A 16531-nucleotide genomic window follows, 5' to 3' on the forward strand; every position below is an offset into this window, starting at 1 on the left:
ATAACATCCAATGATCCAAAGATCACTCCTTCCCAAGCAGCACTCCCGAAACATTCCACGCACTGAAACTGTTGCCCTCGGGTGCGCCCTGCGGAATGGTAATGGTTAGTGTATGCTTACCTGCTTTCAGGTCGCCCAGGTCAATGAATTCAGGATTCGTAACCGTCCCCGGGCACCAGTTAGAGCGGCTGTAGTCAGACGACGATAATCCATTCTCAAAATTGCCCGATGCGGGATTGAACAACCGGTACGACCCGCAATCCTGGCGCCATGGCACAAAGGCAAACGCAATTTTGCCATCAAGGGTTATGGTATTCTTTTTAGGGAGGTATTCGTCACCGTTCTCCCAACCCCCATGGCCTGTGGTGATGTACCGCAGGCGGGCATTTTTTACATCTTTATCTAAAGTGAAGGTAACCTCAAGTCCCTTTGGCGCGTTGAACATGGTGGAATATTCCTGGCCGGCCATCTCCATCACATTTACGGTATTGAAGAGCGGCAGTACAAAATTGTCTTTGTTATATTGTGTTTCATCGTTATGAATGGTGACATCGAGGCTTATCTTATGGCCGCCCTTATCATAATTGCCGATGAACACGCCCACCCACATTTCCTTATTGCTGAACAACGGTGACAGTTCTGACACATCCTGACGGTATGGCACTATTTCATGCCATTCCTTGCCCTTAAGCTGGATATGACCATATTGCTTGATGCCAAAAGGCGTAAAAAAACGCATCAGTTCCAATAGCGGACTGTAGCTGTCGGTACGCGTCACGCCCTGGTACTTTTTGCCATTGCCGTTATCGTACAAAGGGAGTGTATTCGCACCATTTTTAAGGCCATTGAGAAAGGATCGCTTTTCGTCTTCAGGTATCAGGAATACCGACCCGGTGCGGTCATACGCATCGCCGTTGGACTGCTCTATTAGTTCCACAAAAACCTGACTGCCAGTTTTAATTTCGGGGAACTTTATTTTACGAAGGGCTATGGAGCCATTCGCGAACCGTAAAACGCTGTCATTCGATATGGACGCATCCGAAAAATTGATTATCTCGTCTTTAAATACCGGCAGGGTTGTAAACCGCGACCGCCATAATACATCACGATACGTAAGCATGTCTGCCGGTTTGTCCTTAACGGCAGGCTGGCTGGCTGCGGGAATGCTTTTCAGTTTTTCAATTTTGGTCGCGGTAACTATATAACTACCGTTGCGGTTGGTTTCAAGCACCAGCCCAAGTTCCTGTCCCAATAGCGAAGGTGCGCCTTTCAAACCCAGTTCGTCGGTATACCAGATCTCTATGGTATTGGAGTTGATAATGGTTTTTGCTTTTTTGCATTTATAGCCAAGAATGGTCTTTGTGTCAGGCAGCAATTCGAATGACTGCTTTTTGAGCGATAAAGCATCTTTTGTAGCTATGTGTCTTTCTTTAGCCCATTCCGCTGAAACAACGTACGAACTATCAGTATGGTAAACTGTAGACCGTTCGATAGGATAAGATGCTTTGCCTTCAAGTATAGCCTTGTTGGTTACCAATGTTTTTTGCGCATCCGAGAAAATAATTATCGGGTTATCGGCATCATCCACTTTTCCCAGCGATATTTTTTGGTAGGTAACTTTTATGGCGGCTGGCCGTTTTTGGGAGTAGGCTAGCAGTGTAGCAAAGATCAGGACCAGGGAGAGGATTTGTTTCATGTTGTAAATTTGGCGATCTCAAATTTCGATAAAAATTTATTGATGGTAAAGGATTAATTTCAAAGTTCTTTATCTTAGATGATTATTTACACGCCATGAAAGAAGAATTTTTACACCACGTTTGGGAATACAAAAAATTTAGCCTGCAGGGGCTCAAAACCGTACAGGGCGAGCCTGTAGAGGTCATAAACGCAGGGCAATACCTGCAGCGGTCCGGCCCCGATTTCTTTAACGCTCAATTGATCATTGGGGGGCAGAAGTGGGCGGGCAATGTAGAGATCCACATCAAGTCATCAGACTGGTACCTGCACAGCCACGAGAACGATCCTAATTATGATAATGTGGTGCTCCATGTAGTTTGGGACCACGATACCGAGGTAATGCGCCGTGACAATTCGGAGATACCTGTCCTGGAACTGAAACATTACACCGATACCAAACTGATCGAAAGCTATAATGCGCTCGCCGCCGCGAAAACCTGGATATATTGCGAAAAGGAACTGGCGGCGATAGATACTTTCGTCCTCGAGAACTGGAAGGAGCGTTTGTTCTTTGAACGCCTGGAACGCAAGGCCGCACCCATACTTCAACTGGCCGTCGAAACAGGCAACGATTGGGAGGCCGTGCTGTTTTGCTTCCTTGCCAAAAACTTTGGGCTGAACACTAATGGCAATACGTTTTTTACAATGGCACGGTCACTCCCGTTCAGCATTGTGCGAAAGGAAAGTTTCGAAGCAGAAAACCTTGAGGCATTGCTTTTGGGCAGGGCAGGGCTGTTGGAAGGTGATCAGGAAGATGCTTACCCACGCGGCCTGAAAGCACGGTATGCGTATATGAGCCATAAGCATCGGTTACAGTCAGTCCACGTAGACAGCCCCGAATTCTTCAGGCACCGTCCGGATAATTTCCCGACCATACGACTGTCGCAGTTAGCGCAGCTGTACCACACACACCAAAACCTGTTCTCGAAAGTTATAAGCTCAGCCACTGTTGAGGATATTTATAAGGTATTTGAAGTGCAGGTTTCTGCCTATTGGCAAACGCATTATACTTTTGATAAAGAAAGTGCGAAGAAACGCAAAGCCCTCACGGCATCATTCATCGACCTGGTGGTCATCAATACCATAATACCGTTCCGGTTCGCTTATGCAAAAAGTACGGGCAAGGAACTGTCAGAGGAACTTATAAGTCTTTTAAGGACCGTAGCACCTGAGAAGAATGCCGTTATAGATAAATTCCGGTCGTTTAAGGTAGGGGCGGGATCGGCCTACGATACGCAGTCGCTGTTACAGCTGCGAAATGAGTACTGTGAAAAGAAGCGCTGCATGCAGTGTGCGCTTGGCCTGGAACTTTTAAAAAAGTAAATGATTTATTTTTATCTTTGAAGCCTCACCGGTTTGAGTAAGCAAATTAAACTTCAGACCTGAAACTAAAAATGACTGTAATTACCAAGATAAGGCATTTCTTTGAGAAACACGGGTTCGAGGTGTCGCAGCGCCTTGCCGACAGGCTTGGAATGCGGGCTACTAACGTGCGCCTGTTTTTTATTTACATTTCATTCGTTACCATTGGGCTCTGGTTTGGCGTGTACCTTACACTTGCATTTTGGCTCAAGCTGAAGGATATGATCTACACCAAGCGGAGTTCTGTTTTTGACCTGTAATCCCGCTGTCGAATGAAGCCTTTTAACTTTTTTTTGCAATTCACTTCCGGCCAACGAAAAGGGATCTTGGTCCTGTTCCTGTTGGTCATGATATTCCAGGCGGTGTACTTTTTTGTAGCTTCTTACGATATTACAAGGGAAGAAGGGCATTCCGCTGAAAAAAAGGAATGGCTGGCCCACCAGGCAGAAATAGATGCGCTCAAGGCCAAGAGCAACAATAAGAAAGACACGATCTATCCATTCAATCCCAATTATATTTCCGATCATAAAGGCTACGCGCTTGGAATGAGCATTGCCGAGATCGACCGCCTGCACGCGTTCAGGAAAACGGGTAAGTTCGTCAATTCAGCTGATGATTTTCAGGATGTGACCAAAGTATCGGGTGAAGTGCTCGCCAGGATATCACCATATTTCAAATTCCCCGATTGGGTGAACGAAAAGAATAAGAAGGGAAAAGCTGAAACAGGGCCGGCATTCGCCAAAACCGACAGGCCTTTTGCAAAAGAAGAAAAGAAAATAATTCCAACCGACATCAATAACGCGTTGGAAGAAGACTTGGTAAAAGTGTATGGCATAGGGCCTGCTTTTGCAAAGAAGATCCTTCGCCGCCGTGCAGAATTGGGAGCTTTCGGGAGCATGGAGCAGATGGATGAATTTACCGACTTGTCGCCCGAGGCGGTTAAGGGATTGAAGAAAAGTTTTTACATAGGCGCTAACCCTGATGTTTCAAAAATAAACATCAATTCGGCATCATTGCAGCAGCTGTCCCGGTTCCCATACTTCAACAGAAATTTAGCTAAAGCCATAATTACAAAGAGGAGTATGAATGGGAGGGTTGTAAACGTTGATGAATTGTCAAAAATTAATGATTTTCCCGTTGATAAAATAAAAATAATTGCTTTATATTTGGAATTCTAAAATCAAACACATGAATTTCGAATACAGTGAAACGCAAAAAATGATCGCTGGGTCGATCAGGGACTTTGCAGAACAGCATATCCGCCCGAATATTATGGAGTGGGATGAAAGCCAGTATTTCCCGGTAGAATTGTTCAAACAGTTAGGTGAAATGGGCTATATGGGTGTTATTGTCCCTGAAGAATATGGCGGTTCAGGCCTTGGTTACCACGAATACATCACGGTTGTAGAGGAGATATCCAAAGTAGACCCTTCTATCGGGTTATCGGTTGCTGCGCACAATTCACTTTGTACGAACCATATACTTACGTTCGGTAATGAGGAGCAAAAGAAAAAATGGCTCCCTAAGCTGGCTACTGCCGAATTCATCGGAGCATGGGGCCTTACCGAGCACAACACCGGTTCTGACGCGGGTGGTATGAATACTACTGCCGTAAAAGATGGCGATCACTGGATCGTGAACGGTGCCAAGAACTTCATTACGCATGCAGTGTCTGGAGATGTAGCTGTTGTTATTGTGCGTACAGGCGAAAAAGGCGACTCAAAAGGCATGACCGCATTTGTCTTCGAAAAAGGGATGCAGGGCTTTACGAGCGGAAAAAAAGAGAACAAACTGGGTATGCGCGCCAGCGAGACCGCAGAGCTTATATTTGACAACTGCCGCATACCGGATGCCAACAGGCTTGGCGAGGTGGGCGAGGGCTTTATCCAGGCGATGAAAGTACTTGACGGCGGAAGGATCTCTATTGGAGCGCTCTCATTAGGTATTGCCAAAGGTGCCTATGAAGCGGCATTGAAATACTCTAAAGAGCGCCACCAGTTCGGGCAGCCGATAAGCAGTTTTCAAGGGATAGCCTTCAAGCTCGCTGACATGGCTACCGAGATCGAGGCTTCGGAACTGTTGCTTCACAAAGCGGCTTACCTGAAAAATAATGGAAAGAAAATGACCGTTGCAGGAGCAATGGGTAAAATGTACTCGTCTGAAGTTTGTGTACGCGTTTCCAACGAAGCGGTGCAGATACACGGCGGCTACGGCTATACCAAGGATTATCCTGTGGAGAAATTCTACCGCGACTCCAAGCTGTGTACCATAGGCGAGGGAACGACCGAGATACAAAAGCTGGTTATTTCGCGTAACCTCCTTAAGGAGTAGATGTAACTGTACTATATAGGAACGGGCTGCTGAAAAGCGGCCCGTTTTGTTTATTGTACTAATGTGATCTGCTGATAATGTGGTGTTACCATTCGCGCCATTCTTCGGTGATGTCCTCGTCTTTTCCATTATAGCCTTTCTCATGGCCTGCGGAAATGATGATGCTGCAAATCTGCTCCCTTTCTCCCGTTTCGATCAGGGAACCTTCGCAAGCCTCATTAAGTTCGTTAAGATCCAGCAATAATCCTTTTACAAGCTTCATTCCCGATCCTTTATTTGCAGATCTGTTCATGTCATTTAGAAAAGTTTCAATTAACCCAATGCATTTTTCAACATCTTTTTCAGAATATGCAGGTTCGCCAAATTCCATGTAATCGATCATTCCGGTTTTTAGTGTGTCTAACATTGCTTTGTTTTTTGCTTGCACGTTTGTTTCCATTTTTGATTTCGCTAAAGTTGGGGTTTGTTTTTGCTCACAGGCAAAATTGCATATAAGTAAGCTGATGAGAAATGATCTGACTTTTAAGTTCATTGATCTTTGTTGCTTTAAAGGTTTAAATATGATCATATTCATAATAAAGGGGATGGGGTCGCGTGAGGGATGGAGGCGGCAGCCTGCACAGGCATGGAGCATATAAACCGACCCGAGGCTGAAAGCCGAACTGGCAAAAGCCCGGCCCGTGCGCTGGCTTTTGCCGTGGAAGGGATAGCTCAAATAAAAATGCGAATTTATAATTAATAATTTAAAATAATGTTTTAAGTTTGCACCCTTAATGAGAGGAGGTGTTATGCTATGTTAATTATACCAATTAAAGACGGAGAGAATATCGACAGGGCGCTAAAGCGTTACAAGCGTAAATTCGACAAGACCGGAGTTGTTCGTCAGCTTAGGCGTCGTTCTGCTTTCATTAAGCCATCAGTTTCAAGAAGGGCTGAAGTTCAGAAAGCAAATTATATCCAGGGCCTAAGGGACGCTATGGAATCATAAGCATATTTATGCTTTAAATAATTTACCGTTATACGTAAAAGGTTAACTTTGCGTGTAACGGTTTTTTTATGGTCGAAAGCAAACAGGCATACCGCGATTACCTGCAAAAGGAGAAAAATTATTCCCCGCTAACCCTGCGCGCCTACCTGGACGATGTGTCGGCATTTGAGTCTTTTATCAGGGATGGTGATGAGGATGCAACATTGGAAGAAGTAAATTACAGCCATATCCGCAGCTGGATCGTGCGGCTTGTGGATGATGGCATAGCAAATAGATCGGTTAACCGAAAGGTCTCCTCGCTTAAGTCATTCTATAAGTTCCTGCTAAAAACGCGCCAGATCGAGATCAATCCCCTCCTGAAGCACAAATCGCTGAAAACCGAAAAAAAGGTACAAGTGCCTTTTTCGGAAAAGGAGTTGCAGGATGTTGTTGACTTTAATGAGTACCCCGACGATTTTGAGGGTGTGCGCAACCGGCTCATCATCGAGTTGTTCTATACTACAGGGATGCGCCGCGCCGAACTGATAGGCCTTAAGCTGAACAGCTATGACCCCGGGAACCGTACGCTGAAGGTTTTGGGCAAGCGTAATAAAGAGCGGATAATGCCGGTGCTGGACTGTACGGCCCGCGTATTGGCGGAGTACCTTATGAAACGACGGGAGTTGGGGCCTATCGCCGATCCTGATGTGTTAATTGTGAACTTGCGCGGAAATAAAATCAGTGAATCTTTTGTTTATAGGTTAATAAATTGTTACTTTAGTGTTGTCTCCGGGAAGGTAAAAAGGAGTCCGCACGTCCTGCGGCATACCTTTGCAACGCACCTTCTGAACAACGGGGCGGATCTAAATTCAGTAAAGGAACTATTAGGGCACGCGAGTTTATCATCTACACAGATCTATACCCACAGCAGTCTTGCCGAGTTAAAGAAAGTGTATGGGGATTCACATCCTCGCAGCCGTGGTGGCTCCTAAGTTTAACCAAAATAATGATATTATGAAAGTAAACGTTCATGCGGTCAACTTTACAGTTGACAGGAAACTGGTAGGCTATGTTCAGGACAGGTTGGATAAGCTCGAGAAGTACTATGACAAAGTGGTTTGTTCGGATGTATTTTTTAAGCTGGACAATACGAGTGATAAGGAGAATAAGATCGCTGAGATAAAATTATCTGTGCCGGGTGACGAGTTCGTAGTGAAAAAACAGTGCAAGACATTTGAAGAGGCGGTAGAGCTTGCGGCCGATTCAATGGAACGTTTGTTGATGAAAAGAAAGCAGAAGATCAGGGCACATTCATAATTTAAAATTTTTTTATGAAAATGTTTTGATTAAAAAATAAATTCTATACATTTGCAGTCCGTTAGAAATAGCGGACTTTTTTATTGAAAGTTGCCGGTGTAGCTCAGCTGGCTAGAGCAGCTGATTTGTAATCAGCAGGTCGTGGGTTCGAGTCCCTCTATCGGCTCAAATAAATTTTTTTGACAAGCAACTGAATAATAAAAGGTTAGGGGAGATACTCAAGCGGCCAACGAGGACGGACTGTAAATCCGTTGGGAAACCTTCGCAGGTTCGAATCCTGCTCTCCCCACAAAAAAGTTGTTTTAAATGTTGGATGTGTTTTGGGTCATTGCCTGATGGCAAAATTTAAAATAAAAGCATTCAGGATTTAAAATATATGGGATTAAGCCGGTGTAGCTCAGGGGTAGAGTGCTTCCTTGGTAAGGAAGAGGTCACGGGTTCAATTCCCGTCATTGGCTCAAAAATTGAATTTGAACACTAATTATATAACTAAGATTAAATTATTAAATCATGGCAAAAGGAAATTTTGATCGTTCCAAGCCCCACTTGAATATTGGTACAATTGGGCACGTTGACCACGGAAAAACAACATTAACGGCAGCGATTACTAAAGTATTGGCTGATGCTGGTTATTCTGAAGCAAAATCATTTGATCAAATTGACAATGCTCCTGAAGAAAAAGAAAGGGGTATTACTATTAATACTTCACACGTAGAGTATGCTACGGCTAACCGTCACTATGCTCACGTTGACTGTCCGGGTCACGCTGACTATGTTAAGAACATGGTTACAGGTGCTGCCCAGATGGACGGTGCTATCCTTGTTGTTGCTGCTACAGACGGACCAATGCCACAAACACGTGAGCACATCCTTCTTGGCCGCCAGGTAGGTGTTCCTCGTATGGTTGTATTCATGAACAAAGTGGATATGGTTGATGATGCTGAGCTTCTTGAGCTTGTAGAAATGGAGATCCGTGACCTTCTTTCTTTCTATCAGTATGATGGAGATAATGGTCCGATAATCCAGGGATCTGCTCTTGGTGCACTTAACGGTGAGCCAAAATGGGTTGATACTGTTCTTGAGCTTATGGCTGCGGTTGACAACTGGATCGAAATGCCAACACGTGATATCGACAAGCCTTTCCTTATGCCTGTTGAAGATGTATTCACAATTACTGGCCGTGGTACTGTTGCTACAGGTCGTATCGAGGCAGGTATAGCTAACACAGGTGATCCGGTTGAGATCATTGGTATGGGTGCTGAAAAACTTACTTCTACAATAACAGGTATCGAAATGTTCCGTCAGATCCTTGATAGGGGTGAAGCTGGAGATAACGCAGGTATCCTTCTAAGGGGTATCGCTAAAGAAGATATCAAAAGGGGTATGGTTATCGTTAAGCCGGGATCGGTTAAGCCGCACGCTCATTTCAAAGCTGAGGTTTATATCCTTAAGAAAGAAGAAGGTGGACGTCACACTCCATTCCATAACAACTACCGTCCTCAGTTCTACGTTCGTACGACTGACGTAACAGGAACGATCTCTCTTCCTGCAGGTGTTGAGATGGTTATGCCTGGTGATAACCTTACTATCGATGTACAATTACTTAGCTCTATCGCTCTTAGCGTAGGTCTTCGTTTCGCTATCCGTGAGGGTGGCCGTACAGTTGGTGCAGGTCAGGTTACTGAGATCCTTGATTAATTATATTAGGAATTATAAAAAGCCAGCAGGTACATCTGTACCGGCTGGCTTTTAACAAACGGGCGTAGTTCAAGGGTAGAATAGCGGTCTCCAAAACCGTTGATGGGGGTTCGAATCCCTCCGCCCGTGCAAAAAAGAAAAAACAAATGAAGGTTACTAATTATATATCAGAGGCGTTCGGAGAGCTTAAGGATAATGTTACCTGGCCTGAGTGGTCTGAGATACAGCGCCTTACTATTATCGTTGCTGTTTTTTCGGTAATATTTGCTCTTGTTACTTTCGGAGTTGATAAAGGCTTTGAGGTAGTGATAGCAAAAGTGTACAGTTTCTTAAAAAATTAATTTTATCGTATGACTGATAACAATGTCAAAAAGTGGTATGTAGTTAGGGCGGTAAGCGGTCAGGAGAATAAAGTTAAGAACTATATAGAGACCGAGATCAACAAACTTGGAATGGCCGATTATGTGTCGCAGGTCCTTGTGCCTACAGAAAAGGTAGTGCAGGTGCGTGATGGCAAGAAGATCAGTAAAGACAGGGTGTATTTTCCGGGCTATGTAATGATCGAGGCTAATTTGACAGGTGAGATACCGCACGTAATAAAGTCTATTTCCGGTGTTATTGGTTTTCTTGGTGAAACTAAGGGTGGTGATGCAGTGCCATTACGCCTTTCTGAAGTGAACAGGATGCTGGGCAAGGTGGATGAGCTATCGGTAAAAACAGATAATGTTTCTATACCATTTACCACAGGCGAGACCATCAAGGTAATAGACGGGCCTTTCAACGGCTTTAACGGTACGGTTGAAAAGGTGAATGAAGAAAAGCGTAAGCTGGAAGTTATGGTGAAGATCTTCGGAAGGAAGACCCCGCTGGAACTAAGCTTTATGCAGGTTGAAAAAGTATAATTTTTGTTACACTTATTATAAATCACATCCTCGCTTCCAATTGAAGATGTGCTAAATCTTTTTAAAGAAATGGCTAAAGAAATTAGTAAAGTAGTTAAACTACAAGTTAAGGGAGGTGCTGCGAATCCGTCGCCACCGGTTGGACCTGCTTTGGGAGCTGCGGGCGTTAATATCATGGAGTTCTGTAAGCAATTTAATGCCAGGACCCAGGATAAGCCAGGCAAAGTATTACCGGTACAAATTACCGTGTACAAAGACAAATCTTTCGAGTTTGTTGTTAAAACCCCACCGGCTGCTATACAGCTGATGGATGCTGCCAAGCTAAAAGGTGGTTCGGGCGAGCCGAACCGTAAAAAAGTTGCAAGCGTTACCTGGGATCAGATCAGGGCTATCGCAGAAGACAAAATGGCTGACCTGAACGCTTTCACTATCGAGAAAGCAATGAGTATGGTTGCCGGTACTGCAAGGTCTATGGGTATCACTGTATCAGGAGCAGCTCCTTTTTAATTAGTAAAAAGAAAAGAAGAAATGGCAAAATTGACAAAAAAACAGAAAGAGGCTGCTTCAAAAATCGAGAAGAACAAACTGTACTCTTTGAAAGATGCTTCTGCATTGATCAAAACAGTTGCTTCCGCAAAATTTGATGAGTCGGTTGATATCGCTGTACGCCTGGGTGTAGATCCAAGGAAAGCGAATCAGATGGTAAGGGGCGTTGTTGCGCTACCGCACGGAACAGGTAAAGATGTAAGGGTCCTTGCCCTTGTAACCCCGGATAAAGAAGCTGAAGCTAAAGCTGCAGGCGCTGACTTCGTAGGTTTGGATGATTACCTTCAGAAAATTAAAGACGGCTGGACAGATGTTGATGTTATCATCACTATGCCGGCAGTAATGGGTAAACTTGGACCTCTTGGTAGGATCCTGGGACCACGCGGACTTATGCCAAACCCTAAGACAGGTACTGTTACTATGGAGGTTGGTAAAGCGGTTACTGAGGTTAAAGCCGGTAAGATCGACTTTAAAGTTGATAAGACTGGTATCGTTCACGCTGGTATTGGAAGGATATCTTTTGATGCAGACAAGATCATCGAGAACGCTCACGAAATTATTCAAACATTAATCAAATTGAAGCCAACTGCGGCAAAAGGAACATATATCAAGAGTATCCACCTCTCTTCGACTATGAGCCCTGCGATCCCTCTGGATCCGAAAGCAGTTTAATTGGCGGTTAAAAATTTTTTATTATGACCAAGGAAGAAAAATCAAGAGTTATTGAAGATTTAACTGCACAGTTGGCCGGTACTAATGTTGTTTATGTTACCGATATTTCAGGCCTTAATGCTGAGAATACTTCAAACCTTAGGAGAGCTTGCTTTAAAGCCGGCATTAAGCTTGAGGTTGTTAAAAATACCCTGCTTGAAAAAGCAATGGAGGGTCTTGAGAACAACTACGGCGAATTGCCTTCTATCCTAAAAGGAAGCACTTCTATAATGATCGCTGAGAACGGCAACGCTCCTGCAAAGATCATAAAGGAATTCCGTAAAAAATCTGATAGGCCAGTCCTTAAAGGTGCATACATCCACGAGGCTGTATTCATTGGCGACAACCAGCTTGATGCTCTTGTAGCGCTTAAATCAAGGGAAGAGGTTATCGGAGAGATCATCGGTCTTCTTCAGTCTCCTGCTAAGAACGTTATATCTGCCCTTAAATCAGGTGGCAGTACGATCGCAGGACTTGTTAAAACGTTATCTGAAAGGTAACACCACCGCGAGAACGCACTTTATAAATTATATATTACAAACTATTTAAAACGATAGAAAAAATGGCAGATTTGAAACAATTCGCAGAACAACTAGTTAACCTGACTGTTAAAGAAGTTAATGAACTAGCTACAATACTTAAAGATGAATATGGCATCGAGCCTGCAGCTGCTGCTGTAGCTTTCGCTGGTCCTGCTGCTGGCGGTGACGCTCCTGCTGCTGAAGAGCAAACTGAATTTACAGTAGTTCTTAAAGATGCTGGTGCTTCTAAACTTGCAGTTGTTAAAGCTGTAAAAGAACTTACCGGCCTTGGACTTAAAGAAGCTAAAGATCTAGTTGACGGAGCTCCTGCTAACGTTAAAGAAGGCATCTCTAAAGATGAGGCTGAAGGCCTTAAAAAATCTTTGGAAGAAGCCGGAGCTGTTGTTGAGCTTAAATAAGCTTACATAGGTTTGAAAACCCAGGTTTAGGCCTTGAGAAGAACTCTCAAAGGCCTAAACCATTTTTCGTATAATAACTTTAAATAATTTTATTGTACGCCCTTATTAAATTATTTTAATCAAAATTTTGTCCATTGATGATAACAAATCAGACTGAAAGATTAAATTTTGCCTCTACCAAAAACATCCCGGCTTATCCGGATTTCCTTGACATCCAGGTAAAATCGTTCAAAGATTTTTTCCAGTTGGAAACCAAGTCGGATGAGAGAGGCAACGAAGGTCTTTATAACACCTTCATGGAAAACTTTCCGATCACTGATACAAGAAATCAGTTCGTACTGGAGTTCCTTGATTACTTTGTTGACCCGCCACGATATACAATTGAAGAGTGTATAGACAGGGGACTTACCTACAGCGTGCCGCTAAAAGCAAGGCTTAAGCTGTATTGTACTGACCCTGAGCATGAGGATTTTGAGACAATTGTGCAGGACGTTTACCTGGGAACTATCCCATACATGACTCCGAGCGGTACCTTTGTTATCAATGGCGCTGAGCGTGTAGTTGTTTCGCAGCTTCACCGTTCGCCAGGAGTTTTCTTCGGCCAGTCATTCCACGCAAACGGAACAAAATTATATTCTGCAAGGGTAATTCCTTTCAAAGGCTCATGGATTGAATTCGCTACCGACATCAACAGTGTTATGTACGCGTATATCGACCGTAAGAAAAAGCTTCCGGTTACTACCCTGTTCAGGGCTATCGGGTTTGAGAGGGATAAGGACATCCTTGAAATATTCGACCTTGCTGAAGAGATCAAGGTATCGAAAACAGGTCTTAAAAAATATATCGGCAGAAGGCTTGCCGCGCGTGTACTTAACACATGGCACGAAGATTTCGTGGACGAAGATACAGGCGAGGTGGTTTCTATCGAGCGTAACGAGATCATCCTTGACCGTGATACCATCATCGACAAGGACAATGTGGAAGAGATCATTGACTCTAATGTGAAGACCATACTTCTTCACAAGGAGGACAACAACCAGGCAGATTATGCCATCATCCATAACACGTTACAAAAAGATCCTACAAACTCTGAAAAAGAAGCCGTAGAGCACATTTACCGTCAGCTCCGTAACGCGGAACCGCCTGATGAGGAAACAGCTCGTGGCATTATAGATAAATTGTTCTTCTCTGACCAGCGCTACAACCTTGGTGAAGTAGGCCGCTACAGGATGAACAAAAAGCTTGGACTTGATATCCCAATGGAAAAGCAAGTGCTTACCAAAGAGGATATCATTACCATAGTTAAATACCTTATCGAGCTGATCAACTCGAAGGCTGAGATCGATGATATCGACCACCTTTCCAACCGTCGTGTACGTACGGTAGGCGAGCAGCTTTCGGCACAGTTCGGCGTAGGTCTTGCACGTATGGCAAGGACTATCAGGGAGCGTATGAACGTAAGGGACAACGAGGTATTTACCCCGATCGACCTTATCAACGCCAAGACACTGTCTTCGGTTATCAACTCGTTCTTTGGTACCAACCAGCTATCGCAGTTCATGGACCAGACCAACCCACTTGCCGAGATCACTCACAAGCGCAGGCTTTCTGCACTTGGGCCCGGCGGTCTTTCAAGGGAAAGGGCAGGTTTCGAGGTACGTGACGTTCACTATACGCACTATGGCCGCCTTTGTCCTATTGAGACCCCGGAAGGTCCGAACATTGGTCTTATCTCCTCACTTGGCGTATATGCCAAAGTGAACGGAATGGGCTTTATCGAGACACCTTACCGCAAGGTAACCAACGGTAAAGTTGACCTTGAGTCGACACCGGTATACCTTAGCGCTGAGGAGGAGGAAGGTAAGATGATCGCTCAGGCGAATATCGAAATGAGTGCTGACGGACAGATCACTGCTGAAAGGGTAATTGCACGTGAGGAAGGCGACTTCCCGGTTGTTGAGCCTGGTGCGGTACATTATACCGACGTTGCACCGAACCAGATCGCATCGATCTCGGCATCGCTTATCCCGTTCCTTGAGCATGATGATGCGAACCGCGCGTTGATGGGATCGAACATGATGCGCCAGGCTGTTCCTCTTTTACGTCCGGAATCCCCTATCGTGGGTACAGGATTGGAGCGCCAGGTAGCTTCTGACTCTAGGGTACTTATCAATGCCGAAGGGCACGGTACGGTTGAGTATGTAGATGCCAACCAGATCACGATCAAATATGACAGGACCGACCGCGAGCGCAGCGTAAGCTTTGATCCGGACGAGAAAACATACCAGCTTATCAAGTTCAGGAAAACCAACCAGAGCACGAGCATCAACCTTAAGCCTATCGTAAGGAAAGGCGACAGGGTAGCGCCGGGCCAGGTCCTTTGCGAAGGCTATGCCACGCAAAACGGTGAACTTGCATTGGGCCGTAACCTTCAGGTGGCGTTCATGCCATGGAAAGGGTATAACTTCGAGGATGCGATCGTGATCTCTGAAAAAGTAGTGCGCGATGATATATTCACGTCGATCCACGTGGATGACTATTCTCTTGAAGTAAGGGATACCAAACTGGGTAATGAGGAACTGACCAACGACATCCCGAACGTATCGGAAGAGGCTACCAAAGACCTTGACGAGAACGGTATGATCAGGATCGGTGCCGAAGTGAAGCCTGGCGATATCCTTATCGGTAAGATCACTCCGAAGGGGGAATCTGACCCTACACCGGAAGAAAAGCTTCTTCGCGCTATCTTCGGTGATAAGGCCGGTGATGTGAAAGATGCTTCATTGAAAGCTTCCCCTTCACTTCATGGTGTTGTCCTTGACAAGAAACTATTCGCACGCGCTGTGAAAGATAAGCGTAAGCGTACGAAAGATAAAGACGATCTGGGCAAACTGGAGATGGATTTTGAAGTTAAGTTCAATGAACTTAAGGACAAACTTATCGATAAGCTGTTCAACATCATAAACGGTAAAACATCACAGGGCGTTATGAACGACCTGGGTGAGGAAGTACTTCCGAAAGGAAAGAAATATACCCAGAAAATGCTTTATGCCGTTGAAGATTTCGCTCACCTTACCAAAGGGCAGTGGACTACGGATGACGATACCAATGCTATGGTAAACGACCTTATCCACAACTACAAGATCAAGCTGAACGACATTCAGGGTGCATTGAGGAGGGAGAAATTCACCATAACGGTGGGTGACGAACTTCCATCAGGTATCCTTAAGCTTGCCAAGGTTTACATCGCTAAGAAGCGTAAGCTGAAAGTGGGTGATAAAATGGCAGGGCGCCACGGTAACAAAGGTATTGTTGCCAAGATCGTTCGCCAGGAGGACATGCCGTTCCTTGAGGATGGTACCCCTGTAGACATCGTATTGAACCCGCTGGGTGTACCTTCGCGTATGAACATCGGACAGATATATGAAACCGTTCTTGGATGGGCAGGCCTTAAGACAGGCAAGAAGTTCGCAACGCCGATCTTTGATGGTGCTACACTTGACCAGATCAATGAGCTCACCGATGAGGCAGGAATACCGCGCTTTGGCCACACGTATCTATATGATGGTGGTACAGGCGAGCGTTTCCACCAGCCGGCAACCGTAGGTGTTATCTACATGCTGAAACTTGGCCACATGGTTGACGACAAGATGCACGCACGTTCTATCGGCCCGTACTCGCTCATCACGCAGCAGCCTCTTGGAGGTAAAGCGCAGTTTGGTGGACAGCGTTTCGGGGAGATGGAGGTTTGGGCCCTTGAAGCATACGGTGCGTCGAGCACGCTTAGGGAGATACTGACCGTTAAATCGGATGACGTTATCGGAAGGGCTAAAACTTACGAAGCTATCGTTAAGGGAGAGACCATGCCGGAACCAGGCTTGCCGGAATCATTCAACGTATTGATGCACGAGCTTAAAGGCCTTGGCCTTGACATCAGGTTAGAAGAATAAATTTCCATGGGAGTGGCGTTTCGGCGCCATTCCCTTTCCATACTTTTTAATAAATCGATAGATTACATAT

General features: G+C 45.0%; 17 protein-coding genes and 4 tRNA genes. 19 read left to right on the forward strand and 2 right to left on the reverse strand.

Features of this window, described 5'->3' with window-relative positions:
- Positions 1 to 22: 22 nt before the first annotated feature.
- Complete coding sequence (locus ACT6R0_RS08900) at positions 23 to 1696, reverse strand: GLPGLI family protein (RefSeq protein ID WP_444652588.1); 1674 nt, start codon at positions 1694 to 1696, stop codon at positions 23 to 25.
- Positions 1697 to 1791: 95 nt separating this feature from the next.
- On the opposite strand from ACT6R0_RS08900, the gene ACT6R0_RS08905 reads away from it, so the two are divergent.
- The 4 genes from ACT6R0_RS08905 to ACT6R0_RS08920 all read left to right on the forward strand — a co-directional run bounded on the left by ACT6R0_RS08905 (position 1792) and on the right by ACT6R0_RS08920 (position 5430).
- Positions 1792 to 3060 (forward strand): DUF2851 family protein, encoded by a 1269-nt coding sequence (locus tag ACT6R0_RS08905; protein WP_444652587.1) that lies wholly within the window; start codon positions 1792 to 1794, stop codon positions 3058 to 3060.
- A 71-nt stretch (positions 3061 to 3131) separates the two neighbouring features.
- A complete protein-coding gene (locus tag ACT6R0_RS08910) occupies positions 3132 to 3359 on the forward strand; it encodes a PspC domain-containing protein (RefSeq protein WP_444652586.1) in 228 nt (75 codons plus the stop codon).
- A gap of 12 nt (positions 3360 to 3371) precedes the next feature.
- Positions 3372 to 4277 (forward strand): ComEA family DNA-binding protein, encoded by a 906-nt coding sequence (locus ACT6R0_RS08915; RefSeq protein ID WP_444652585.1) that lies wholly within the window; start codon positions 3372 to 3374, stop codon positions 4275 to 4277.
- 10 nt (positions 4278 to 4287) lie between these two features.
- Complete coding sequence (locus ACT6R0_RS08920) at positions 4288 to 5430, forward strand: acyl-CoA dehydrogenase family protein (protein ID WP_444652584.1); 1143 nt, start codon at positions 4288 to 4290, stop codon at positions 5428 to 5430.
- Between the two features lie 85 nt (positions 5431 to 5515).
- On the opposite strand, the gene ACT6R0_RS08925 is transcribed toward ACT6R0_RS08920, so the two are convergent.
- The gene (locus tag ACT6R0_RS08925) at positions 5516 to 5836 is read right to left on the reverse strand and encodes a hypothetical protein (RefSeq protein ID WP_444652583.1); all 321 of its coding nucleotides are present in this window, start codon (positions 5834 to 5836) and stop codon (positions 5516 to 5518) included.
- A 387-nt stretch (positions 5837 to 6223) separates the two neighbouring features.
- Here ACT6R0_RS08925 and rpsU point away from each other — a divergent pair, with 387 nt between their 5' ends.
- From rpsU to rpoB, 15 genes are all read left to right on the forward strand, one after another.
- Positions 6224 to 6418 (forward strand): 30S ribosomal protein S21, encoded by a 195-nt coding sequence (gene rpsU / locus ACT6R0_RS08930; RefSeq protein ID WP_444652582.1) that lies wholly within the window; start codon positions 6224 to 6226, stop codon positions 6416 to 6418.
- A 68-nt stretch (positions 6419 to 6486) separates the two neighbouring features.
- The gene (locus ACT6R0_RS08935) at positions 6487 to 7389 is read left to right on the forward strand and encodes a tyrosine-type recombinase/integrase (RefSeq protein WP_444652581.1); all 903 of its coding nucleotides are present in this window, start codon (positions 6487 to 6489) and stop codon (positions 7387 to 7389) included.
- Positions 7390 to 7411: 22 nt separating this feature from the next.
- Positions 7412 to 7714, forward strand: a complete 303-nt coding sequence (gene hpf, locus ACT6R0_RS08940) for a ribosome hibernation-promoting factor, HPF/YfiA family (protein ID WP_444652580.1) — start codon at positions 7412 to 7414, stop codon at positions 7712 to 7714.
- A gap of 92 nt (positions 7715 to 7806) precedes the next feature.
- Positions 7807 to 7880, forward strand: a tRNA-Thr gene (locus ACT6R0_RS08945).
- Positions 7881 to 7922: 42 nt separating this feature from the next.
- Positions 7923 to 8003 (forward strand) — tRNA-Tyr (locus ACT6R0_RS08950).
- A gap of 97 nt (positions 8004 to 8100) precedes the next feature.
- Positions 8101 to 8172: transfer RNA gene (locus ACT6R0_RS08955), tRNA-Thr, on the forward strand.
- A gap of 52 nt (positions 8173 to 8224) precedes the next feature.
- Positions 8225 to 9412: an elongation factor Tu gene (gene tuf, locus ACT6R0_RS08960; protein ID WP_341695648.1), complete on the forward strand. Its 1188-nt coding sequence runs from the start codon at positions 8225 to 8227 to the stop codon at positions 9410 to 9412.
- Positions 9413 to 9470: 58 nt separating this feature from the next.
- Positions 9471 to 9541: transfer RNA gene (locus tag ACT6R0_RS08965), tRNA-Trp, on the forward strand.
- A 17-nt stretch (positions 9542 to 9558) separates the two neighbouring features.
- Positions 9559 to 9753, forward strand: a complete 195-nt coding sequence (secE, locus tag ACT6R0_RS08970; RefSeq protein ID WP_444652579.1) for a preprotein translocase subunit SecE — start codon at positions 9559 to 9561, stop codon at positions 9751 to 9753.
- Positions 9754 to 9762: 9 nt separating this feature from the next.
- Positions 9763 to 10314, forward strand: a complete 552-nt coding sequence (gene nusG, locus ACT6R0_RS08975; RefSeq protein ID WP_444652578.1) for a transcription termination/antitermination protein NusG — start codon at positions 9763 to 9765, stop codon at positions 10312 to 10314.
- 69 nt (positions 10315 to 10383) lie between these two features.
- Positions 10384 to 10821: a 50S ribosomal protein L11 gene (rplK, locus tag ACT6R0_RS08980; RefSeq protein WP_444652577.1), complete on the forward strand. Its 438-nt coding sequence runs from the start codon at positions 10384 to 10386 to the stop codon at positions 10819 to 10821.
- Between the two features lie 21 nt (positions 10822 to 10842).
- Positions 10843 to 11532 carry a 50S ribosomal protein L1 gene (rplA, locus tag ACT6R0_RS08985; RefSeq protein ID WP_444652576.1) on the forward strand — a complete coding sequence of 230 codons (690 nt, stop codon included), beginning with the start codon at positions 10843 to 10845 and terminating at the stop codon, positions 11530 to 11532.
- Positions 11533 to 11555: 23 nt separating this feature from the next.
- Positions 11556 to 12071: a 50S ribosomal protein L10 gene (rplJ, locus tag ACT6R0_RS08990; RefSeq protein WP_444652575.1), complete on the forward strand. Its 516-nt coding sequence runs from the start codon at positions 11556 to 11558 to the stop codon at positions 12069 to 12071.
- A 62-nt stretch (positions 12072 to 12133) separates the two neighbouring features.
- Entirely contained in the window at positions 12134 to 12511 is a 378-nt protein-coding gene (rplL, locus tag ACT6R0_RS08995) for a 50S ribosomal protein L7/L12 (RefSeq protein ID WP_444652574.1), read from the forward strand.
- A gap of 137 nt (positions 12512 to 12648) precedes the next feature.
- Positions 12649 to 16461 (forward strand): DNA-directed RNA polymerase subunit beta, encoded by a 3813-nt coding sequence (gene rpoB, locus ACT6R0_RS09000; protein ID WP_444653173.1) that lies wholly within the window; start codon positions 12649 to 12651, stop codon positions 16459 to 16461.
- The last annotated feature ends 70 nt before the right edge of the window (positions 16462 to 16531 follow it).

The organism is Flavobacterium sp. (assembly GCF_052437795.1).
Lineage (GTDB): Bacteria > Bacteroidota > Bacteroidia > Flavobacteriales > Flavobacteriaceae > Flavobacterium.

Bases quoted from the DNA above. Each gene is read 5' to 3' on its own strand.
- ACT6R0_RS08900 (WP_444652588.1), bottom strand. From the start codon at position 1,696: ATGAAACAAATCCTCTCCCTGGTCCTGATCTTTGCTACACTGCTAGCC.
- ACT6R0_RS08905 (WP_444652587.1), top strand. From the start codon at position 1,792: ATGAAAGAAGAATTTTTACACCACGTTTGGGAATACAAAAAATTTAGC.
- ACT6R0_RS08910 (WP_444652586.1), top strand. From the start codon at position 3,132: ATGACTGTAATTACCAAGATAAGGCATTTCTTTGAGAAACACGGGTTC.
- ACT6R0_RS08915 (WP_444652585.1), top strand. From the start codon at position 3,372: ATGAAGCCTTTTAACTTTTTTTTGCAATTCACTTCCGGCCAACGAAAA.
- ACT6R0_RS08920 (WP_444652584.1), top strand. From the start codon at position 4,288: ATGAATTTCGAATACAGTGAAACGCAAAAAATGATCGCTGGGTCGATC.
- ACT6R0_RS08925 (WP_444652583.1), bottom strand. From the start codon at position 5,836: ATGTTAGACACACTAAAAACCGGAATGATCGATTACATGGAATTTGGC.
- rpsU (WP_444652582.1), top strand. From the start codon at position 6,224: ATGTTAATTATACCAATTAAAGACGGAGAGAATATCGACAGGGCGCTA.
- ACT6R0_RS08935 (WP_444652581.1), top strand. From the start codon at position 6,487: ATGGTCGAAAGCAAACAGGCATACCGCGATTACCTGCAAAAGGAGAAA.
- hpf (WP_444652580.1), top strand. From the start codon at position 7,412: ATGAAAGTAAACGTTCATGCGGTCAACTTTACAGTTGACAGGAAACTG.
- tuf (WP_341695648.1), top strand. From the start codon at position 8,225: ATGGCAAAAGGAAATTTTGATCGTTCCAAGCCCCACTTGAATATTGGT.
- secE (WP_444652579.1), top strand. From the start codon at position 9,559: ATGAAGGTTACTAATTATATATCAGAGGCGTTCGGAGAGCTTAAGGAT.
- nusG (WP_444652578.1), top strand. From the start codon at position 9,763: ATGACTGATAACAATGTCAAAAAGTGGTATGTAGTTAGGGCGGTAAGC.
- rplK (WP_444652577.1), top strand. From the start codon at position 10,384: ATGGCTAAAGAAATTAGTAAAGTAGTTAAACTACAAGTTAAGGGAGGT.
- rplA (WP_444652576.1), top strand. From the start codon at position 10,843: ATGGCAAAATTGACAAAAAAACAGAAAGAGGCTGCTTCAAAAATCGAG.
- rplJ (WP_444652575.1), top strand. From the start codon at position 11,556: ATGACCAAGGAAGAAAAATCAAGAGTTATTGAAGATTTAACTGCACAG.
- rplL (WP_444652574.1), top strand. From the start codon at position 12,134: ATGGCAGATTTGAAACAATTCGCAGAACAACTAGTTAACCTGACTGTT.
- rpoB (WP_444653173.1), top strand. From the start codon at position 12,649: ATGATAACAAATCAGACTGAAAGATTAAATTTTGCCTCTACCAAAAAC.